Source organism: Kitasatospora sp. NPDC057015 (assembly GCF_042673745.1).
GTDB lineage: Bacteria > Actinomycetota > Actinomycetes > Streptomycetales > Streptomycetaceae > Kitasatospora.
This window is the reverse complement of the sequence record NZ_JBHUSG010000066.1, coordinates 26,512-46,239: the sequence shown is the minus strand read 5'-3', so window position 1 is coordinate 46,239 and position 19,728 is coordinate 26,512. Positions and strand designations below refer to the sequence as shown.

The window sequence follows — 19,728 nt, the reverse complement described above, 5'->3', positions numbered from 1 at the left end:
GCGCAGCCGGGCGCGCGCGGCGGCGGCCCCGGCCGCCCGCGCGCGGCGCAGCGGGCCCAGACCGGTGGGGGCCGCGCGCCGCGGCCCCCGTCGGGGAAGGCCCGGGGCTCGTCGCTCTCCCTCGCCATTACCCGTACTCGACACCGACGGCGCCTCCGCCTCTCGGGTTGCGCGCCCCGGCGGGATGCCGTGGCACGGAATGTCGTGGCCGATCCCAGGTCACGACCGGCGCCGCCGGAGAACGCCCGGCTCACCGATGGTGACGAATGCTGCCGAACAGTGACATACCCTGTGGAAACCCAGGCTATCCCGGCTGGTGGTCCGTCTCTTCGGATTGGCCTACCTGGCCTACGCCGGTTTGCGGCGCGGCCCCCGGGCCGCTCCGGAAGCGTCACGACGGGGGCTCACTCGCCTAGGGCCTGTCCGGCGGATCTCGCCTCCGGGCGCGGCCGACGGCGCCGGCCGCGGACGTCCGGGACGGGGCTCTGGGCGGGCCGCAGGAGGCGGGCGGGCACCGGGCCGCGGCCCGGGCCGTACGGGCGGGCACCGGCCCCTCGGAGGGCCGGGGCGGGGGTGGCGGCCGGTCAGCCGCGGTCCAGGAGGCGGGCGACGTACGGGAGGACCTCGCGGTCGTGGTCCAGCCAGTCGACCCCGGCCAGCTCGGCCGGGCCCAGCCAGCGCAGCTCGGAGTGGTCCTCCAGGGGCTGCGGCTCGCCGGAGACCAGCTCGGCGGCCCAGAAGCGGAGTTCGAGCCCGGCGCGGACCGTCCAACGCCCCGGCAGTGGCTCCGACGCCCGTGCCGTGACGCCCAGTTCCTCCAGCAGCTCGCGCTCCAGCGCCTGCTCCTCGGACTCGCCGGGCTCGGCCTTGCCGCCCGGGAACTCCCAGCGCCCGGCGACCTCGGGCGGCGCACTGCGCCGCGCGGCCAGCACCCGGCCCCGGTGGATGAGCGCGCCGCCGACGACGATCCGGATCTCCATGGCCACGACCCTATGCGGCCTCGGACTCCACCCAGTACAGCTGCTTGTGCCCGCGCGCCTCGAACTCGGCGGCCAGCCGCTCGGCCTCGGGCCGGTCCAGGCCGCCCGCGACGAGGTAGCGATTGCCGTTGTCGTCCTGGCGCATCACCCGGTACGTCCCCATGACGGCGAGGGTAGCGGGCCCGGCTCGCGTGGGGGTCGAGCCGGGCCGGCTCTGCCGACGACGCTAGGGGGCGCCCGCTACCGGCAGGTACGGACCGGGTTAACAGCGCGTAAGACCGCGGGCCCGGGGCTGCGCCCGGGGGTACGGGCGGGGGTACGGGCGGGACGGTTGCGGCGGGTGGGGCGGCCTCGCCCCGGCCGGCCGGGCCCGGGAGGTGGCCCCCGCCGGCCGGGCACGGGGGTGGCTCCGACCGGCCGCGGCCGGTGGGCCGTCAGACCCGGAGGTCGCCCGGGTGTTCGCCGGTCGACAGGCCGAGGGCCGCCCGGACGGCCTTCGCCTCCTCGGCGGACTTGTCCAGCAGCGACGTCGCCCGGCCCACCGCCCGGGTCAGCTCCGAGCCGGCCCGCGCCGTCTGGACCGCCCGCCAGGCCTCCGCCGCCGTCGACTCGGAGGCCACCATCGCCGCCGCCGGGGCCTTCGCCGCCTCCGGCCAGGAGATCGCGGAGAGCTTCGCGCCCTCCTCCTGGGTCGCCCGGGCCATCGTGGCCGCCCAGATCCGGTAGTCCTCCGGAGCCTCCTCGACCCGGCCCTCCGGCATGTCCTCGGCCGCCGCGTTGAGCGGCTTCACCGCCTCCAGGTAGGCGAGTTGGGGAGCCGTCAGCGTGGTGCGATCGGTCCGGAGCGAGCCCTTGTGCGGGATGCCCCCGTCTTCGAGGACGCAGATCAGGGAACCGGCGGAGGACTTCCAGCTCTGCCGGGTCGGGTACATGTACGTCCGCCGGACGCCCTCGGGCACGGCCCAGTCGTCCAGGGTGTAGTCGTCGAAGACGGGCTTGCAGAGGGTCTCGGCCGTCCGGCGGATCGTGTCCTCGCCCGGGTAGCCGCCGTCGGCCGCCACCGGGATCGGCACCGCGCCCGCCGCCTCCGAGTGGTGCGGCAGCAGGCAGGGCACCTTCGTCACGAAGGACACCTGGTCGCTCCCGGCGTCGGCGCCCGGCGCCGGGTTGTAGCAGTCGCCCTTGGCGATCTCGTCCCAGGTGACGGAACCGTGCGGGGCGCGCGGCCGGCTCGGCCGGCCACCGTCGGCGTTGTCGGCCAGCGCGCCGACGACCGTCACGGCGGAGAGCAGCATGCCCAGAACGGACAGCAGCACGCCCGCCACGGCCATGCCCTGGCCGCGCTGGCCGCGCTTGCGGATCTGGACCAGGGCGATGGTCCCGAGCACCAGGGCGAACGGCCAGAGGCAGGTGAGGCCGGTGACCAGCGCGCCGATCGCCAGCCCGTTGGTGGGCTGCGGCGGGTACGCGTACGCCCCCGGGTACCCGGGCACCGCGCCCGGCGGGAGGCCGCCCCAGGCGTTCGGGGGCGGGCCCCAGCCGGGCGGCGGCTGGACCCAGCCGGGAGGCGGGGTCCACCCGGGAGGCGGGGTCGCACCGGCGGGCGGGAGGCCGCCCCAGCCGGCGGGGGGCGCGGTCCAGCCGGCGGGCGGCGGGGCCGGGTGGCCCGCGGCCGGGTGCGGCCCGACGGCCTCCTGGCCGCCGGGCGGCGACCAGGGGTCGAAGGGCTCGGGCGCGACGGGCTCGGGCGCGACGGGCTCGGGCGCGACGGCGGGGCGGGCGTCGGCGGGAGGTCCGTCCGCGGCGTGTACGTCCGCGGGGTGCGCGTCCGCCGCGGGGGTCGCCTGCTCGGGGACGGTCACCGCCGCGGCCGGGGTCTCGCGGACCGGGGCGTCGGAGGCCGGGGCGTCGGAGGCCGGGCCCTCGGCAGCGCCCGGTGCGCCGGGCGCGGGATCCCCTGCCGTCGGGCTCCCTGCCGTCGGGCTGCCCGGCTCGGGGCTGCCCGGCTCGGCCTTCGACATGTTCGGCGACACCTTGAACTCCCCCGGCCCGCCGCGGGCGGGCACCAGTTCGACGACTGACAGACGGGCGACTCTATCGGACCGGACCGACGCGCCCCCGAGGCGCCCGCGGCCCGCCACCGGCTCCCCCGGGCCCACCGTGCGCCGCCGGCCGCGGGGGCCGCGGCGCCTCACCCCCGGGCCAGCACCTCCCCGTGCAGCACGGCGAACCAGCCGTCCTCCGCCGCCGCCCAGTCGCGCCAGGCCGCCGAGATCCGCTCCAGGTCGGCCCGGCTCGCGAACCCCTCCGCCAGGGCCGTCCGCGCGATCGCCGACTCCAGGATGCGGTCCGCCCACATGCCGCCCCACCAGTCCCGCTGCTCGGGTGTCGCGTACGTCCAGGTGGAGGAGCCCGCCGTGACCTCGCCGAAGCCCGCCGCCCGGGCCCAGGACAGCAGGCGCCGGCCGGCGTCGGGCTCGCCGCCGTTGGCGCGCGAGATCCGCTGGTACAGCCCTGCCCACTCGTCCAGCCCGGCCGGCCGCGGGAACCAGGTCATGGCGGCGTAGTCGGCGTCCCTGGCCGCCACCGTGCCCCCGGGCGCGGTGACCCGGCGCATCTCGCGCAGCGCGGCAACCGGGTCGGCGACGTGCTGCAGCACCTGGTGGGCGTGCACCACGTCGAACTCGCCGTCCCCGAAGCGCAGTCGGTGCACGTCCGCGACCTCGAAGCGGACGTTGTCCAGGCCGCGCCCGGCGACGTGGCGCGCGGCCTGCTCCAGCACCTCGGCGGAGCTGTCCACCGCCACCACCCGCCCGCCGGGTCCGACCAGTTCGGCCAGGTCGGCGGTGATGGTGCCCGGTCCGCAGCCGACGTCCAGCAGGGCCTGGCCCGGGCGCAGCGAGGGCAGCAGGTAGGCGGCCGAGTCGGCCGCCGTCCTGGTCCGGTGCGAGCGCAGGACGGACTCCTGGTGCCCGTGGGTGTAGGTGTTCCGAGGCTCGGTCATGGCATCCCCCTGGGGTCGCGGCCGGACCGCCGTCCGGCCGTTCCGACGCTACTCCGCGTCTCGCCCAATGAGAATATTCATCTCAATATGAGAGACGATAACGTAATCGACTGCCCACGGGCGGCAGTTCTGGCGGAGAATCGGGGCATGGGAAAGACTTACGAGCGGATCGACGGGCGGCTGCGCGCATTCATCGAGCGCCAGCCGGTCTTCTTCGCCGCCACCGCCCCGCGGGCGGACGAGGGCCATGTCAACGTCTCCCCCAAGGGCCGCTCCGGCACCCTGGTCGTCATCGACGAACTCACCCTGGCCTACCTGGACTTCGGCGGGAGCACCGCCGAGACGATCGCCCACCTGCGGGAGAACGGGCGGATCACCCTGATGTGGTGCGCGTTCACCGGGCCGCCCACCGTGGTGCGGGTGCACGGGCGCGGCGAGGCCGTCTTCCGCGACGACCCGCGGTTCGCCGAACTGCTCGGCCGCTTCGACCCGGCCGCCGACGGCGGCGGCCTGCGCGCGATCGTGCTGGTCCACGCCGAACGGGTCAGCGACTCCTGCGGCTTCGCCGTTCCGCTGATGGACTACCGCGAGGACCGCTCCCTGCACTCGGACTTCTTCGACCGCAAGACCGACCCCGAGTTCGCCGCCTACTGCGAGGGCAAGGACCACGTCGGCACCAGCATCGACGGCATGCCCGCCCTGCCGCTGCCGCTGCCCCCTCGCCCGGCCTGAGGGCATGGTTCGGCCCCCGCCGGAAGGACGCTCCGGCGGGGGCCCGACGCTCCGCAGTGACTACGGGTTGACGGTGAACCAGGTCGAGCGGGACTTCTTCCACTCGGGGTGGGTCAGGTCCTTGGCCTCGGTGCCGTCGTTGTAGAGGTCCGCGGAGCCGTCGTCGGTGATGAGCTGCACCCGGGCGCCGGGCACGGTCAGGTCGGGGACGTCCACCACGGCCTCCCAGCCGCCCGCGTCGGTGGTCGGCAGGTCGAGCAGCTTCACCGGGGCGGTGGTGGCCAGGCCGTCCCAGCGGTAGAGCGCGTACGGGTCGGAGTTGTCGTCCGCAGCCCAGGAGCCGGCCACGATCAGGTACTGCCCGGCCGCGTTGCGACGGATGTCCCGGACGGACAGGCCGCCCAGGTTCAGCTCGATCGGCGTGCCGAAGGTCGCGTGCACCGAACCGCCGGGCAGCTGGTTGAAGTTGGTGACCGGCACCAGCAGCGCCTTGCCGTTGGTGACCGCCGGCGTCAGCGGCGCCCGGAAGCCGACGAACGCGGTGGTGGTGCTGCCCGGGGCGAACTCCAGGCCCTCGACGTTGAAGCCGTCGATCTGCTTGGGGATCTGGCCGGCCGCGGCACCCGCCGCGAAGCCGTAGTGGTTGCCGTTGGCCTTGTCCCAGTTGATCAGGTCGTCGCGCAGGCCGGTGTACTTGCCGCCCAGGGTGAGCTGGGTGCTCGCGCCGGAGCCGGTGACGTTGGTGGTGAAGACCGTCCGGCGGTCGGCCTTGATCTCGCCGTCCTTGTTGTTGCCCAGCGAGCCCGTCCAGTAGATGGTGTTGCCGACCCGGGTGGCGCCCTCGATGTCGATCTCCTTGGAGACACCGAGCGCCGAGGTGAAGTCCCAGGTCCGCACCGGGGCGCCGGAGGCGTTGCGGTCGTACAGGCGCAGCACGTTGGACTCGTCGTCCGCCACCACGATGTAGCCGTTGCCCGCGTCCACGGCGGCCGAGGCGTCGCTGGAGCCGGTCAGGTAGCGGGCGTCGGCCGCGTGCTGGACGGCCGGCGAGGCCGCGTAGTGCAGGGTCTTGGTGGCGGTCTTGCCGCCGAGGCCCGTCACCTTGATGGTCAGGTCGGTGTAACCGACGCCCCGCGCGGCCACGTTGAGGACGCGGCTGCCGGTCGTGCCGGCCACCGTGACGTCCGTGGTCTTGGCCACCGCGGTCTTGGTGCTGGCCGAGGCCGCGACGGTCAGTGCGGAGACGTCCGCGCCGCTCTGGGCGATCGTGACGGTGACGGTCGGGTCGCCGGTCGCCCCCACCGCACCGGAGAGGTAGCCGGCGGAGAGCGAGATGGTCGGGGTTCCGTAGGTCACCGCGAGCGCGGGCGCGGCGGGGATGACGACGGCGGGCAGTGCGGCGGCCAGGGTGAGCGCGGCGGCGAGACCGAGCGGACGGCGCGGGTACGACACTGGTGGGGCCCTTCTACGGCGAGGCGGTGTGAGGTCCGGATCAGGTTGGGCGCCCCGGGCGAACGCCGCCCCTACAAAACCGGGCCGCCGGGCGAACACCGTCCCTCCGCTCGTAGCACCGGGCCGACCTGCACCGCTGGCCGGTGACGGACCCGGCCGGGCGCACCGGTGGGCGGTCACCCCGTCGGTGGCCGGCCGTCGGCGCGGACACCGCACCGCCCACCGGGGTGGGCCGCGGCCGTGGCGGGCACCGGGCAGCGGTCGGGCCGGCCACCGGTCGTACCGTGGACGGTGCCCCGACCAGAAACGGATCCCGCACCCATGGCCCCGACCCGCCCCCACGTCCTGCTGAGCGCCGCCATGTCGCTGGACGGGCACCTCGACGACGCCTCGCCCGAGCGGCTGCTGCTCTCCAACCCCGCCGACTTCGACCGGGTCGACGCGGAGCGCGCCGACAGCGACGCGATCCTGGTCGGCGGCAACACGCTGCGTGCGGACAACCCCCGGCTGCTCGTCAACGACCCCGCCCGGCGGGCCGCCAGGGTCGCCGCCGGCCGGCCCGCGTACCCGCTGAAGGTGACGCTCAGCGCGAGCGGCGCGCTCGATCCCGAGCTGAGGTTCTGGCACACCGGCGGCGCCAAGGTCGCCTACACCACGGACGACGGGGCCCGCGGGCTGCGCCCGGCGCTGGACGGCCTGGCGGACGTGGTCGCGCTCGGCTCCGAGGTCGGGCTCGGCGCGGTGCTGGACGACCTCGGGGCCCGCGGGGTGCGGCGGTTGATGGTGGAGGGCGGCGGCAGCGTCCACACGCAGTTCCTCGCCCAGGGCCTCGCCGACGAGTTGCAGCTGGTGCTCGCCCCGCTGCTGGTCGGCCAGGCCTCGGCGCCGCGGTTCGTGAACCCGGCCGCCTTCCCCGGCGGGCCGGCCAGGCGGATGCGGCTGCTGGAGGCCCGTACGGTGGGTGATGTCGTCCTGCTCAGGTACGCCCCGAAGGAGCCAGCCGCGTGACCACTGACCAGCGAGCCGCCGATCTCGCCCTGCTCGGGCGCGCCGTCGAGCTGTCCCGGCTCTGCCCGCCGTCCGACACGGCCTTCTCGGTGGGCGCGGTGCTGGTCGGCGTCGACGGCGCGGTGCTCAGCGAGGGGTACAGCCGGGAGGGCGATCCGCTCAACCACGCCGAGGAGGCCGCCCTCGCCAAGCTCCCCGCCGGGGACCCGAGGCTGCTCGGCGCGACGGTCTACAGCTCGCTCGAACCCTGCGGGCAGCGTGCCTCCCGGCCGCTGACCTGCTCGCGGCTGCTGATCGCGGCGGGCGTCGGCCGGGTCGTGGTGGCCTGGCGGGAGCCGGACCTCTTCGTCACCGGCTGCCAGGGCACGGCCCTGCTGGAGGCGGCCGGGATCGAGGTCGTGGAGTTGCCGGAGCTGGCGGCCGAGGCCCGGTCGGTCAACGCGCACCTGCTCGGTTGAGCACCGGCCGGACCGCGCCCGGGCCCCGGTAGGAGCATGGCCGGATCGTTTGTATCATATTGAAACAAATACTGGCCTTCCGAGGAGCCCCGCCGTGCCCGTCACCACCGAGCTGTCCGCCCGAGCCCTGCTGCTGGACATGGACGGCACCCTGGTCAACTCCGACGCCGTCGTCGAACGCTGCTGGCGCCGCTGGGCCGCCCGGCACGGACTCGACGGCGACGCCGCGATGCGCGTCGTGCACGGCCGCCAGGGCCACCTCTCGATGGCCATCCTGCTGCCGGACCGCCCGATGGAGCAGAACATCGAGGAGAACCGCCGGATGCTCGCCGAGGAGACCGCCGACGTCGACGGCGTCGTCCCCGTCCCCGGCGCCGCCGCCTTCCTCGCCGCGCTGGCCGGTCTCCCGCACGCCCTGGTGACCTCCGCCGACGAGGGCCTCGCCCGGGTGCGGATGGGCGCGGCAGCGCTGCCCCTGCCGCCCGTCCTGGTCACGGCCGAGTCGGTGGGCGCCAGCAAGCCGGACCCGGAGGGCTTCCTCAAGGGCGCCGCCGCCCTCGGCTTCGCCCCCGCCGACTGCCTCGCCTTCGAGGACTCCGAGGCCGGCATCGCCGCCGCCCTCGCGGCCGGCATGCAGGTGGTCGGCATCGGCCCCCGCGCCGCCGCCCACGCCCCGACCGTCCAGGCCGACTCGCTCGAACAGGTCGAGGTGACCGTCGGCGCCGACGGCACGCTGACCGTCCGGGTCGGCTGACCGGACCGCCCCGACCGGCCGGGCCGCCCCCGCCGCGGCCCGGCCCTACGGGGTCACGGGGTCACGGGGTCGCGGGGTCGCGGGGTCGCGAGTCACTGCAGCCGGCCCAGCGAAGCCCGCAGGCGGCGGGCGTCCCGCAGGCGCTGCTCGTACGTCGCCCCCAGCACCAGGAGCAGCAGGCCGGCGAGGGCGAGCGGCACCCAGCGCGGCAGCAGACCGAGCACCTGCACCACGGCCGGGGCCAGCTCGTGCACCCCCACCAGCAGAAGTGCGCCGCCGCCCAGCACCAGCGGGCACTGCAGCCGCAACCGGCCGCCCAGCACCGTCACCACCAGCGCCGCCGAACCCAGCAGCAACGGCCGCAGCCAGCCCCCGTCCACCCACATCGTCGGCAGGCTCGGCGCCAGAGCGAGGCCGAGGCCCGGGCCGTAGGCCGTCCACGACCCGGCTTCGGGCCGGCGCCGCAGCCGCAGGCCGCCGATCACCAGGGCGGCCACCGCCACACTCAGCGTGTACGCCTCGGGCGTGCCCACCCCGGAGAGCGCCAGCCGGATCCAGGAGGCGGCGATCAGCAGCGCGGTCGCCGCGACCGAGGCGGCCCGGCGCCGGTCGGCCCGCAGCGCGACCCCGAGCAGCGCGACGCCCGCCACCGCGAGCGCGAACGCCAGTCGCCCCGGCGCGGTGACCATCGGTACCAGGGCGAGCCCACCGAGGACGTAGCCGGTGCGCTCCACGGCCCGCGAGACGGCGCCGCCCGTCCGGGCCGCCACCGGGGCCGAGGCGACGGCCACCCCGAGCACCGCCAGCAGCACGTCCGGCAGGGCGAACCCGGCCGTGGCGGTGACGGCGGCGGCTTCGGCGCCCAGCGCGGCCAGGGCGCAGGCCGCGGTCACCGCCGGCCTGACGGCGAGCCCCCGGCCGGTGGGCGCCGGGGCTGCGCGGACCGTCAGGGTCACCGAGAGGGCGGCGAGCACCGCGAGGACGGCGATGGTCGCCACCCGGTCGGCCGGCGCCCAGAGCAGCGCCAGCACGGCGGCCGCGGCGGGCACCGCCGGAGTGACCGACCGGACCGGACGCGCCAGGGCGTGCCCCACGGCGGCCACCGCGCAACCCGCGGCGACGGCGACCGCGACACCGTACGGCAGCCCGAGGGCCACCGGCAGCAGCGCGAGGGCGGGGACGCCGAGCAGCGCGGCGGCGGTGGCGAAGCCGCCGACCGGCCGGGCGGAGTCGGTGACGGTGACGGTGACGGCGGGTTCGGCTGCCGCGTCGGCCGCCGCCCGAGCGCGAACCGCGGCAGGAGCCGAGGTGGGGGAAGCCGGTGCCAGGCCGAGGTCGGCCCTCGTCAGGCCGTACCAGGTCAGCGCGGCGAGGACGGCGACCAGCAGCCAGAGGCCCGTGACGGCCGCCGGCGCGACGGACCAGTCCCAGGGCGCCGCCGGCCCGTCGGCCCAGGCCGCCCGCACCTGCCCCAGCGGCGCGAGGACGGCCCGCACGATCTCGCCGAGAGCCGGCGTCGAGGCCACCAGCAGCACGAGCACGGCCGCGTGGAACAGGCCGAGCGGGACGACCCGGCCGAGCGGCCGGCCCGGCGCGGGAGCCGATGCGGGAGCGGGGGTGCGAGCCGATGCGGGAGCGGGAGCCGGGCCGGGAGCCGGCGCGCCGGCCACCGTACGGTCCGTCCCCGGACCCCGCAGCAGGGCGCCCGCCACGACGGCGAGCAGCGCGGCCGGCGCCGCGTACGCGACCGCGCCCCACTCCCGGGCCACCGCCGCGGCGACGGTTCCACCGCCCGCGACCAGCAGCGCACCACCGCCGAGGGCGGCGGCCACCCGGCGTCCGCCGACCGGCAGGCCCGGGTGCGCGAGGCGCGGGTGACGGAGCGACACCACGAGGGCGAGCAGGGCGAAGCAGCCCAGGGGCAGCCACGCCCAGAGCACCGCGGACCACCGCTCGTCCGCGACCGCTGCCGGGTGACGCGGCAGCAGTACGGCCGACAGCGAGGCCTGGCCGGCGAGGAACGCGCCCAGCCCGCCCCAGAGCGCGGCCAGCGCGCCGAGGGCAGGGAGGAACGCCGGGCCGACGGCCGGCAGCGACCGGTCCGCACCGCGGCCGGCCACCGCCCTCAGCACCACGAGGTCGACCGCGGCCGTCGCCACCATCGCCGTGGCCTTGGCGTTGACGCCGTCCAGCCCGAGCGCGTCGACGGCGAGCAGCCCGGGCAGCCGCCCGAGCAGGAACCCGGCCGCCAGCGGGATCCGCAGTCGCAGCACCCACCCGTACGCGGCCGCCCCGACGCCGGTCAACGCCGTCGCCACCGCCCAGTAGGCGGGCGTGGCGACGGTGTCCAGACCGGCCAGGCCGGCGGACCGCGCGGCGAGGAGGTCCAGCAGCACCAACGCCAGGCCGACGGCGGCCGAGGTCTCCGCCGTGGCGGACAGGCCACGGCGGTGCAGGCGCCGGGGCAGCGCGAGGGCGCACCCGGTCAGCCCGGCCAGCACGGCGGCGCGGCCACCGATCCCCAGGTGCCCCCAGCTGACCACGGTGAAGACCAGGGCCGCGATGCTCACCAGCAGGCCGCCGAGCACCAGCAAGGCGGTCTGCGCGGATCGCCCGGACACCTCCGGGCGCCCGGTCACGACCATCCCGCCGGACGGGGCCGTCACACCGGGCGGGGGCGGGCCCCACGGGACCACCGGGCCCGGGGCGGCCTCCACGGGCTCGTCCCGGCGGGCCCGCAGCCCGGCGAGCAGGTCGTCCCGCTGCCGGAGCAGCAGCAGTCGCTGCGCCTCGATGCCCTGCAGCGCCAGCGTCACCTGCCAGAGCGTCGCGGCGGCCACGCCGGTGAGCGGCAGCCGGCACCGGCCGCAGCGGGCGGGCCGCTCGGTCTCGAACGGCGCGCCGCAGTCGGGGCAGGCCGGGACCGGGCCGGGCGCGGCGGGGCCGGTGGGCGCAGTGCTGGTCATGCCCAGAGTGTCCCGGCCGGGCGGGCGCCGCACATGAGTACGGGTACTCAACCCCGGGCGGTACCGGCCCCGGGACGGCGGGTCGCGCGGGCGGACCCGGACTCGAACGCCAGGCCGGACTCATCGGGCCTTCGGCCCACCGGGCCTGTGACGCACCGGGCCCCGACGCCGTCCCGACCGGTCCTGTCAGGACCCTCCGTCCTGGCGTCCGGGAGTCATATCATCGACGCGCCAGGCTCCTTCGGCGGCGTGCGGCCGCCGGACTGGCGGAGCGGCGGAGTGCGCCCATGCCTGCACCAACGGCCTCGGAGCCGCCCTGGCCACCGGGCTCCCTGATGGCGGAGCTGACCGCCGACGACCGCGCGGCCCTGGAGCGGCTCGGCAAACCCCGCGCGTACCGGCCGGGCAGCGCGTTGATGCTCGAAGGCGACCGGGACACCGAGGTCTCCCTGCTGACCGACGGATACGTCAAGGTCCTCGGCGGGACGGAGGACGGCGGCACGGCCCTGCTCGCCGTCCGGGCCAGGGGCGACCTGGTGGGCGAGCTCGCGGCGATCGACGGCCATCCGCGTTCGGCCACCGTGCTGGCCGTCCGGCCGACGACGGTCAGCACGGTGGACGGCGCGGCCTTCCGGGGGCTGATGCGCGAGCGGCCGGGCCTGGCGGCCGCCGTCCAGCGCTCGCTCACGGCCAAGCTGCGCGCCACGACCCGGCACCGGATCGACGCCGGAGCCGGCTCGGCGACCGTCCGAGTGGCCCGCACCCTGGACACGCTCGCCCGCCGGTACGGCCACGAGGATCCCGCCGGCCTGCGGATCGGCATCCCGCTCTGCCAGGCCGACCTGGCCTGGCTCACCGGCCTCTCCCACGCCAGCGTCCAGCGCGCCCTGCGCCGGCTCCGCCAGGACGGCGCCGTCACCACCCGCTACCGCTCGCTGGTGGTAAGGGACTTGGGCGCCCTGCGGGCGACGGCCGAGCTGCCGGGAGCCGCTGGCGGCTGACCGCGCGGCCCCGACTCCCCGCGGCGCGCCACAGGCCGCCCGGCAGCCGCCGGGCGGTCTCAGTTGCCCTCGAACTGCCGGAAGACCTCCGGACGGAACAGGTGGGGCGCCACCTCCTCGGGGCGGGGCACCGGCGGCGGTTCCACCAGCCCGCCCGACCCGCCCGACCACGGCCGGGCGGCCGACGCCGCCGGCGGCGCGGCCGGTGGCGGCCCGAGCACGACGTGCACCCAGCCTTCGCCGGAGAAGCCCTTCTCCGGCGCCTCCACCCTGACCTGCCGGAACCCCTGCGGATCAAGCCCCCGGTAGCCGTGCTCCAACACGTCCTCGAAGAGCTGTCCGGAGACGATGAGGGCGAGCTCGCACCGCGGCTGATCCCGCAGGACGGCACGCAGCTCCGCCGAGTCGAGCAGGCGGAACGCCCGGACGACGGCGCGGCCCACGAAGCCGCCGGCCGACTCGTGCACCACCCCCTGGTGCAGGGCCGCCCGCAGGCGCAGCCGGGCGGCGTCGCTGAGGTCGCGGTTGACCTCCCGCAGGGCGATCCCGAGCTCGCGGACGAAGTCGGGCACCACCCGGCCCTCGTCGATCCCCGGCGGCAGCAGGAGCAGCTCGCCGTCGCCCTGCGGCTGCCGCAGGCAGGCGGGCCGGTCGATGCCCGCCTCCGCACAGGCCGCCTCCAGGACGTCCGACAGCCGTCGCTGGGTGGCGATCTGGCGCAGGTGGTCCTGCCGGGTGGACCCGGCGAGGTCCACCGCGACGACCAGCCGGCGCACCGCCGCGGGGGCCCGGCCGACCGGCCGACTCACCGGACACCCCCGTCCGGGCGTCGGTCCGGTGGCGGCGCCGACCCCGGCGGCGGCAGCACGTCCGTCAGGGACATCTCGACCACTCCACCGTCCGCATTCATCAGGACCTCCAGCCCGCCGGCCGCGTCCGGCCCGTCCTCGCGGATCGTGGCCCGGTGCCTCAGCACCACGTCCAGGCCGGGCAGGGCAAGCCGCAGCTCCACCTCCCGCAGCTGGCGGGGTGGCGACAGCCCGAAGAGTCCGCTCTCCGAACTCAGCACCCCACGGCTCACCTTCATCAGCCGGTCGATGCCCGACAAGTGCCTCCGTACCGAGACCGAGCCGGCCGGCAGCCCGTCCGAAAGATGGCTCAGCGACCCCGTGAAGTACTCCGGGTCCCGGGCCACCCGCCAGACCGCGGGCAGCAGGATCCTCCTCCCGTCCCGCAGTCCGAGGATCACCGTTCCCGTGAACTCGGTCTCCGCCGAGCGGTCCACTACGGCTTGCCGCCATTGTGACGGTTCATCACATACCAGATCGCCAGGGCGATCACCGCCGCCCCGGCCGGAGTGGCCAGGAGCAGGACCGCCCGGCGGTGCAGCGGTCTCGATTTTTTTGGCGGCTCCGACGCGGTCACGGCGAGCGGCTGCGGCGTCGTCACGACGGGCGCCTTCGGCCGGACGGCGACCAGCGGCTCCGGCCGGACCGGCCCGCCGTCGACCGCGAGGACGGCGAGGCTCCCGCTCCCCACCGGCGCCGGGGCCTCGGCCGGGCCCTCCACCAGGTTGAGGACCAGCGCGCGGCCCTCCCGCTCGCCGCTCAGCAGCTCGCGGACCCGGGCGACGAAGGCGGTGGTGCCCTCGTCGCTGCGGGCCGCACCGAACCAGGCGGCGGGCAGCGCGCCCGCGGGCCCGGCCGCCACCACGGCTCCCGCGGCCCCGCCGGCGTCCGACGCCGGCGAGTCCAGGGCCGCCAGCAGCGCGGTCACCCGCTCCCGCACGATCCCGGCCGCCTGCGGGTCGCGCCGGCGCCGGAGTTCGACCACCTCGGCCTCGTCCGGGAAGAGTCCGTCGAGCAGCCGGCCGAGCCGCACCCGCCCGTCCTGCGCGGTGAAGGCCTCCAGCCAGAGCGCCACCAGCCGGACGACCCGCTCCAGCCGCTCGGCCGCGCCGGGTCCGCCCGCGCCGGCCGCCGCGGTGGCACCGGTCAGCGCCAGTGTGAAGCGGATCGGGGTGCCGACCTCGTCCCGCCGGGCCGACGGGACGCCGCTGACGAAGGCCCGCCAGCCGCCCTCGCCCGCCTCCACCAGCAGCGTCGGGTAGTTGGTGTCCGCGTGGTCCCGGTACGAGCTCCACCACAGGGCGGCGGGGGCGGCGCCCAGGAACCGGTAGTCCTTGTCGCGTTGGACGCCCCGGGTCATGACGTACCCCCGGACGGCAGCCGCCTCGTGCGCCTCGTCCGACGCCTGCGCCCGGTCCGGGCCCGCCACCCCGGGCGGCCCCGCCGGTGCCGATGGGGCCGCCGACCCGTCCGGAGCCTGCGCGGCCGGGCCGCTGCCCAGTTCCTCGTTCACAGCACCTTGCTCCTTCCGCTGGACGCCCGGCCGGCGATCATCTCCAGCGCGTCCTGCAACTGCTGCGCCTGGGCGCGGAACGCCCGGGCCTTGCCCAACTCCCCGCCGCGTTCCAGCTCGTTGGCCCGGATGTTCCCGTTCAGCGTGTTGAGGATGTGCCGGAAGAACCCGCGCTTCAGCTCCCGGCCCCGCACCTCCATGCCCTGGGCCGAGGCGATGTGGTCGGCGGCCATGCCCGTGGCCACCTTGCGCTGCGCCTCGACCAGCAGGGAGCAGACCGCGCCGAGGATGTCGTCGGCGCCGGCGATCGAGATCCTCCCCTTGCCCCGGACGGCGAAGGTGCCCCTCGGGCGCTGCACCCCGGGATCGTCGGTGCTCGGCTCCCACTCGACCTTGACCAGTTCCACGCAGCCGAGCGTGTCCACCGGGCAGTAGCGGATCTGCGCGTGCGGCGCGTTCAGCCGGACCAGTTCGACGACGCGTGCGTAGACGTCGAGCACCCGCTCCCTGAGCAGTTGGGAGTCGTCCCGGTAGCCGCCGTTGTCCGCGAAGTAGGACTCGCACTTGACCGGTGCCAGGACGACCAGCGCGGGTTCCTCCCGGGCCAGGTTGCGGTACCCGGCCCAGCTCTCCGCGATCTCCTGGACGGCCAGCGTCTCCAGCACCGCCGGCACCGACTGCCAGTGGGCGGCCTGCTCGGCCTCCATCAGCACGGTGGCGTCGATCGGGATGATCAGGATGTTGCTCTCGACGAGGAACTCGCGGCACTCGTCCCACTGCCGGATCTCCTCCGGCCCGCGCCGCTCGCGCTCGCTCATCCAGGTGCCCGGGAAGTCCAGCAGCGAGAACCTGATGCCGTTCGTCGCCTGCCCGGGCTTCAGGTCCAGTTCGAAGTACGTCAGGTTCTCGCTGCCGGGCATCACCGCGGTGTCGAACTTCTTCGCCAGCAGGCCGCCGTCGAGTTCCTGACGCCGCAGCCGCAGCCTCGCCCGGGTGCTCGAATCGGCCGCCCGCAGCACCACCGGCGTGCCGCCGAGCAGGCGCTCGCTGTCGGTGAGCAGCGAGACCACCAGCGAGGTCTTGCCGACCCGGCTGGGGCCCAGCATGCCGATCCGGAACACCGGGCCGGCGTCGGCTTCGGTGGTCACACTCTCCATCGGGCGTCCTCCGTGTCGTCCGTTTCCACTGCCTGTGTCCCGCTGGCCGCCCGCGCGCCCGGTGCTCGGGTACCCGCCGCCCCGGCGTCCGCCGCGCGCGCCCCGGGTAGCCGGGACACCGCGGGCCGGGAGCCGGGATCGCCCCGCAGGGCGAGTTCGATCTCCTCGCAGGCCCGGGCGACCGCGGCGAAGCGCGCGTGTTCGCTGTTCAGGCCGCCGTACCGGCCGGGCCACAGCTCGTCGCGGTAGGTGCGGGCGAGCCGGCGGAACTCACGTTCGGCCGTACCGGACCTGATCAGCGCGTCCTCGAACTGCTCGACCGCCGCGAACAGCACCAGCCCGGGCAGGACCGAGTCGCGCAGCAGGGCCTTGCGGGTGCGGTAGGCGGCCTGTTCGGCCCGGACGGTGATGAAGTCGTACAGCTCCTCGGCCCCGGCCTGGCTCACCGCCACCGCGATCTGGGAGCGCATCTGGCCCTCCTCGGGGTCGAGGATCTCCAGGTTCAGCCCGTCCAGCTGGGCCCGGATCCGCGGGTGCAGCTGGGTCCGGTAGTCCAGCCGGAGGGCGAGCAACTCGGCTACCGCACCGGAGAGTTCGGGGCACGGTTCGTAGCCGTCGTCCAGCAGCGCGCGAAACCGGCCGAGCGCCGCCGCGCCCTCCTCCGCCGCGCCGTCGTCGGCCGCGAGCAGCTGGCCGGTGTGCTGCCCGAGCACGTCGGCGACCCGGGTGTGCAGTCGCCGCACCCGCTCCTCGAAGTAGGTGTCGATGGACGAGAACCGTCGCCCGATCTCCACCCGGATCCGGTTGAGCTCGTCGGCCGCCACCGGAGCCGCGTTGTTGTGCACCCGCATCTGGCGCAACTGGCGGGTGCACCAGCGCTGCCGGTGCGCCAGGTCGTCCGCGTCGCCGGGCGCGCCGGCGTTCTCCGCGGCCCCCGCGCCGGCGGCGCCCGCCTCATCCTGCCCCGCGGTGCCGAGGCCCTGGGCGAGCCAGCGGGACACGCCCGCGTAGGCGTCCTCCACCGCCGCGGTGAACTGCTCGTCCTCGAACCCGCCCATCACCTCGGCCCGCAGGTCGGCGACCACCTCGGCCAGGTCGGCCGCGACGTCCTCGCGCAGCAGCTCGGCCTGCCGCTCCAGGTCCTCCGCCGGGGCCGAGGCGTGGCCGCGCAGCCCGGCCAGGGCGCCGGTCAGGGCCGCGACCTCGGCGCGCACTGCGTCGGCCAGCTGTCCGGCGTGCTCCGCGAGCCCGGCGACGATGTCCCCGTCCATCACGGGGAGGCGGTCGACCAGCGCGGCGAGCAGCGGCTCCAGGAGGTCCGTGCCGACCGAGCGCGGGTCGGCCGCGTCGGTCTGCAGGACGCTGAACCGCCGCCCGGCCCGCCCGGCGTCGACCTCGCTGGCCAGGTGCCCGAGCAGGGCGGCGGCCAGGCTCTCGGCGTCGTCCCTCCCCCGGTTCACCACGATGAAGACGAAGTCCCCGGTGCGCCGGACGAGCCCGCGGGCCTCCTCCAGCAGGGCCAGCGCCCGGCTGTCCGCCGCCCCGAAGTAGGCCATCCCCTCCAGCGGGCGCTTCACCAGCAGGACCGCGTCGACGTCGTGCCGCAGGCCCGCCACGTGCCGCCGCTCGGCGTCCGCCGCGACCTCGCCGAGCCCCGGCAGGTCGACGATGCCGATCCGGTCCACCCCCGCGTGCGGGAACGGGCACTCGATCCTGGCCTCGCGGACCGCCAGGTAGCGCCTGGCCGGTTCGCCCGCGTCCACCTCGGACTGCGAGGGGTACGCGACGTAGCCGCGCAGCTCGGCGAGCGGCACCTCCCGCTCGCCGCCGGTCAGGTCGTCACGGTACGACCAGAGGCCGCGCTGCATGCCGCGCAGCCGCTGCAGCAGCGGCGCCTGGCTGTCCTCCACCTCGTCCGGGAGGCGCCAGTGCGCGAACTCCTCCAGGGTCTCCGGCGCCGAGGTGAGGCCGAGCAGCGCGCAGTACGGGCGCACCGACTCGGCCAGGAAGGAGCTCGGCGTGTGCAGGCCGACGACGGCGCGCGGCCGACCCGGCGAGTGGAAGATCCGGCTGCGCACGGCGGTCACCGGAACGCCCGAGCCGGTCGGGATCTGGTCGTCGGTGAGACCGGAGAGCGACTGGAGCAGGGTGCTCTTGCCCACCCGTGCCTGGCCGCTCACCCCGAGGTTCACGGTGCCGCGCGAGAACCTGGCCGCGGCGTGCCCGTACTGGTCCAGCAGCTCGGCGACGCGCGAACGCACGTCCCGCAGCCCCGGCCCGCCGAGCACCTCCCTGAGCTGTTCCGACGCGTCGCGGTGCGCGCGCAGCCGGGCCAGCACCTCGTCCAGCCGTCCGACGGCGGCGCCGGTCCGCTCCCAGCGGGCGGTCTCCGTCTCGACGGTGACGAGCAGCTTGCGCCGGTTCTCCAGCAGCGCGTCGATCCGCGCCGCGGTGTCCGGTCCAGCGGCGCTCGGCCCGAAGATGTCCGCTCCAGAGGTCATGCCGGTTTGCCCCTCCCTCGACCCTGATCCGTTCGAATCCCCGGGAGTCGCCGCGCAGGCGGCATCGCGCCTCGGCACCCGTCCCGGCCTCCTCAGGCGTCCCCCGCTCCCGGAGTGCCGTCATCGTAGGGGCGCCCGCGGAACGCTGTCCCCGTCAGATGACGAAATCTTGACCATCCATCAAATCCGTTATGGCGCAGCAACATTGGCATGTTCTGTATCAATTTCACCGGGCCTCACGAGCTCCCCGCGCGCCCCCGTGGCGCGCCCCCGCCCGCACCGGCGCCCCCTACGCTGCCCTCATGACGACCCCCGAATTCATCGTGGTCACCACCACCCACGACACCGAGGAGAAGGCCCGTACGCTGGCCGCCGCCGCGGTCGGCGAACGGCTGGCCGCCTGCGCCCAGGTCTGCGCCGTCGACTCGGTCTACCGCTGGGAGGGCCGCCTGCGGACCGACCCCGAGTGGCGGATCGACTTCAAGACCCGCGCCGCCCTCTACGACCGGCTCGCCGCCTTCGTCACCGCGCACCACACCTACGACACCCCCGAGGTCGTCGCCGTCCCCGTCCTCACCGGCAGCCCCGCCTATCTGGACTGGCTGCGCACCGAGACCGCCGACTGACCACCCGGACGGCCCTCGGCCACGCCCACCCACGCCTCCGCACGCCTGGCCGGCCGATTCGGAGGGCCGACGGCGCCGGCGGGCGCACCAGGCCGCACGGCCGAGGGGGTTCGCGCCTTGTCGCCGACGCAGGAGGGACGTACAATTTCCTGTACCCAGCAGAGGAGTCGGACCATGAAGACGATGACCTACTCGGAGTCCCGCGCACGCTACGCCGAGGTACTGAACGCGGTGACCGACGACCGCGAGGAAATAGTGATCACCCGCGCCGGACACGAGCCCGTGGTCATCGTCTCCCTGGAGGACTACCAGTCCCTCAAGGAGACCGCATACCTGCTGCGGAGCCCGGCCAACGCCCGTCGCCTCCTCGCCTCCATCGAGGAACTGGAAAGCGGTGGAGGAACGGTACGGGAGTTGGCGGACCCGGCATGAAGATCACCTTTTCCTCCCAGGCCTGGGAGGACTACCTGTGGTGGCAAGCCCAGGATCGCAAGACTCTCAAGCGGATCAACGCACTACTCGCGGACATCGCGCGCAACGGCAATGAAGGCATCGGCAAACCGGAGCCACTCAAGCACGGCTTCCAGGGCTACTGGTCGCGTCGGATCAATGACGAGCACCGCTTGATCTACAAAGCCACCGAGGACTCGGTCCTGGTCGCCCAATGCCGCTACCACTACGAGAGCTGAACCGAGGGCGCCCGATCACCGCGCGCCCAGCCGGCACGA

The 19,728-nt window shown here is 75.8% G+C and carries 17 protein-coding genes and 1 pseudogene; 7 read left to right on the top strand and 11 right to left on the bottom strand.

All coding sequences use genetic code 11. The annotated features are described in order from the left end of the window. Positions 1-584: 584 nt before the first annotated feature. The 4 genes from ACFTWP_RS37780 to ACFTWP_RS37765 all read right to left on the bottom strand — a co-directional run bounded on the left by ACFTWP_RS37780 (position 585) and on the right by ACFTWP_RS37765 (position 3,984). A complete protein-coding gene (locus ACFTWP_RS37780; protein WP_380269646.1) occupies positions 585-980 on the bottom strand; it encodes an NUDIX domain-containing protein in 396 nt (131 codons plus the stop codon). Positions 981-990: 10 nt separating this feature from the next. Then, a complete protein-coding gene (locus ACFTWP_RS37775; RefSeq protein ID WP_380269645.1) occupies positions 991-1,143 on the bottom strand; it encodes an SPOR domain-containing protein in 153 nt (50 codons plus the stop codon). Between the two features lie 271 nt (positions 1,144-1,414). Then, positions 1,415-3,001, bottom strand: coding sequence for a DUF4190 domain-containing protein (locus ACFTWP_RS37770; protein ID WP_380269644.1), 1,587 nt, complete (start codon positions 2,999-3,001; stop codon positions 1,415-1,417). Positions 3,002-3,171: 170 nt separating this feature from the next. Next, positions 3,172-3,984 (bottom strand): methyltransferase domain-containing protein, encoded by an 813-nt coding sequence (locus tag ACFTWP_RS37765; RefSeq protein ID WP_380269643.1) that lies wholly within the window; start codon positions 3,982-3,984, stop codon positions 3,172-3,174. 147 nt (positions 3,985-4,131) lie between these two features. Here ACFTWP_RS37765 and ACFTWP_RS37760 point away from each other — a divergent pair, with 147 nt between their 5' ends. Further along, positions 4,132-4,716, top strand: a complete 585-nt coding sequence (locus ACFTWP_RS37760; RefSeq protein ID WP_380269642.1) for a pyridoxamine 5'-phosphate oxidase family protein — start codon at positions 4,132-4,134, stop codon at positions 4,714-4,716. Between the two features lie 60 nt (positions 4,717-4,776). On the opposite strand, the gene ACFTWP_RS37755 is transcribed toward ACFTWP_RS37760, so the two are convergent. Continuing rightward, positions 4,777-6,123, bottom strand: coding sequence for a DUF3616 domain-containing protein (locus ACFTWP_RS37755; protein WP_380269651.1), 1,347 nt, complete (start codon positions 6,121-6,123; stop codon positions 4,777-4,779). 366 nt (positions 6,124-6,489) lie between these two features. Between ACFTWP_RS37755 and ACFTWP_RS37750 the strand changes: the two are divergent. Further along, a pseudogene (locus ACFTWP_RS37750) lies at positions 6,490-7,634 on the top strand (dihydrofolate reductase family protein). A gap of 139 nt (positions 7,635-7,773) precedes the next feature. Continuing rightward, on the top strand, positions 7,774-8,388 hold the full coding sequence (locus ACFTWP_RS37745) for an HAD-IA family hydrolase (protein WP_380269650.1): 615 nt from the start codon (positions 7,774-7,776) through the stop codon (positions 8,386-8,388). Positions 8,389-8,480: 92 nt separating this feature from the next. Here ACFTWP_RS37745 and ACFTWP_RS37740 read toward each other — a convergent pair whose 3' ends face one another. Then, positions 8,481-11,354, bottom strand: a complete 2,874-nt coding sequence (locus ACFTWP_RS37740; RefSeq protein ID WP_380269641.1) for an SCO7613 C-terminal domain-containing membrane protein — start codon at positions 11,352-11,354, stop codon at positions 8,481-8,483. A 287-nt stretch (positions 11,355-11,641) separates the two neighbouring features. Here ACFTWP_RS37740 and ACFTWP_RS37735 point away from each other — a divergent pair, with 287 nt between their 5' ends. Then, the gene (locus tag ACFTWP_RS37735; RefSeq protein WP_380269639.1) at positions 11,642-12,355 is read left to right on the top strand and encodes a Crp/Fnr family transcriptional regulator; all 714 of its coding nucleotides are present in this window, start codon (positions 11,642-11,644) and stop codon (positions 12,353-12,355) included. A 59-nt stretch (positions 12,356-12,414) separates the two neighbouring features. Here ACFTWP_RS37735 and ACFTWP_RS37730 read toward each other — a convergent pair whose 3' ends face one another. The 5 genes from ACFTWP_RS37730 to ACFTWP_RS37710 are packed head-to-tail and all read right to left on the bottom strand — an operon-like array spanning position 12,415 to position 18,374. Continuing rightward, positions 12,415-13,164: a hypothetical protein gene (locus ACFTWP_RS37730; RefSeq protein WP_380269638.1), complete on the bottom strand. Its 750-nt coding sequence runs from the start codon at positions 13,162-13,164 to the stop codon at positions 12,415-12,417. Continuing rightward, positions 13,161-13,640, bottom strand: a complete 480-nt coding sequence (locus ACFTWP_RS37725) for a hypothetical protein (protein ID WP_380269637.1) — start codon at positions 13,638-13,640, stop codon at positions 13,161-13,163. Before ACFTWP_RS37725 ends, ACFTWP_RS37730 begins: the two co-directional genes overlap by 4 nt. Beyond that, complete coding sequence (locus tag ACFTWP_RS37720; RefSeq protein WP_380269636.1) at positions 13,640-14,716, bottom strand: hypothetical protein; 1,077 nt, start codon at positions 14,714-14,716, stop codon at positions 13,640-13,642. The genes ACFTWP_RS37725 and ACFTWP_RS37720 overlap by 1 nt, the downstream gene beginning before the upstream one ends. Then, positions 14,713-15,873 carry a hypothetical protein gene (locus tag ACFTWP_RS37715; protein WP_380269635.1) on the bottom strand — a complete coding sequence of 387 codons (1,161 nt, stop codon included), beginning with the start codon at positions 15,871-15,873 and terminating at the stop codon, positions 14,713-14,715. The genes ACFTWP_RS37720 and ACFTWP_RS37715 overlap by 4 nt, the downstream gene beginning before the upstream one ends. Continuing rightward, on the bottom strand, positions 15,861-18,374 hold the full coding sequence (locus tag ACFTWP_RS37710) for a hypothetical protein (RefSeq protein WP_380269634.1): 2,514 nt from the start codon (positions 18,372-18,374) through the stop codon (positions 15,861-15,863). The genes ACFTWP_RS37715 and ACFTWP_RS37710 overlap by 13 nt, the downstream gene beginning before the upstream one ends. 302 nt (positions 18,375-18,676) lie before the next feature. On the opposite strand from ACFTWP_RS37710, the gene cutA reads away from it, so the two are divergent. The 3 genes from cutA to ACFTWP_RS37695 all read left to right on the top strand — a co-directional run bounded on the left by cutA (position 18,677) and on the right by ACFTWP_RS37695 (position 19,689). Then, entirely contained in the window at positions 18,677-19,000 is a 324-nt protein-coding gene (cutA, locus tag ACFTWP_RS37705) for a divalent-cation tolerance protein CutA (protein WP_380269633.1), read from the top strand. 174 nt (positions 19,001-19,174) lie between these two features. Then, positions 19,175-19,432, top strand: coding sequence for a type II toxin-antitoxin system Phd/YefM family antitoxin (locus ACFTWP_RS37700; protein WP_380269632.1), 258 nt, complete (start codon positions 19,175-19,177; stop codon positions 19,430-19,432). Then, a complete protein-coding gene (locus ACFTWP_RS37695) occupies positions 19,429-19,689 on the top strand; it encodes a Txe/YoeB family addiction module toxin (protein ID WP_380269631.1) in 261 nt (86 codons plus the stop codon). The genes ACFTWP_RS37700 and ACFTWP_RS37695 overlap by 4 nt, the downstream gene beginning before the upstream one ends. The last annotated feature ends 39 nt before the right edge of the window (positions 19,690-19,728 follow it).

Excerpts from the sequence above, each read along its gene's own strand:
- ACFTWP_RS37780 (WP_380269646.1), bottom strand. The coding sequence starts at position 980 with ATGGAGATCCGGATCGTCGTCGGCGGCGCGCTCATCCACCGGGGCCGG.
- ACFTWP_RS37775 (WP_380269645.1), bottom strand. The coding sequence starts at position 1,143 with ATGGGGACGTACCGGGTGATGCGCCAGGACGACAACGGCAATCGCTAC.
- ACFTWP_RS37770 (WP_380269644.1), bottom strand. The coding sequence starts at position 3,001 with ATGTCGAAGGCCGAGCCGGGCAGCCCCGAGCCGGGCAGCCCGACGGCA.
- ACFTWP_RS37765 (WP_380269643.1), bottom strand. The coding sequence starts at position 3,984 with ATGACCGAGCCTCGGAACACCTACACCCACGGGCACCAGGAGTCCGTC.
- ACFTWP_RS37760 (WP_380269642.1), top strand. The coding sequence starts at position 4,132 with ATGGGAAAGACTTACGAGCGGATCGACGGGCGGCTGCGCGCATTCATC.
- ACFTWP_RS37745 (WP_380269650.1), top strand. The coding sequence starts at position 7,774 with ATGGACGGCACCCTGGTCAACTCCGACGCCGTCGTCGAACGCTGCTGG.
- ACFTWP_RS37740 (WP_380269641.1), bottom strand. The coding sequence starts at position 11,354 with ATGACCAGCACTGCGCCCACCGGCCCCGCCGCGCCCGGCCCGGTCCCG.
- ACFTWP_RS37735 (WP_380269639.1), top strand. The coding sequence starts at position 11,642 with ATGCCTGCACCAACGGCCTCGGAGCCGCCCTGGCCACCGGGCTCCCTG.
- ACFTWP_RS37715 (WP_380269635.1), bottom strand. The coding sequence starts at position 15,873 with ATGGAGAGTGTGACCACCGAAGCCGACGCCGGCCCGGTGTTCCGGATC.
- ACFTWP_RS37710 (WP_380269634.1), bottom strand. The coding sequence starts at position 18,374 with ATGACCTCTGGAGCGGACATCTTCGGGCCGAGCGCCGCTGGACCGGAC.
- cutA (WP_380269633.1), top strand. The coding sequence starts at position 18,677 with ATGACGACCCCCGAATTCATCGTGGTCACCACCACCCACGACACCGAG.
- ACFTWP_RS37700 (WP_380269632.1), top strand. The coding sequence starts at position 19,175 with ATGAAGACGATGACCTACTCGGAGTCCCGCGCACGCTACGCCGAGGTA.
- ACFTWP_RS37695 (WP_380269631.1), top strand. The coding sequence starts at position 19,429 with ATGAAGATCACCTTTTCCTCCCAGGCCTGGGAGGACTACCTGTGGTGG.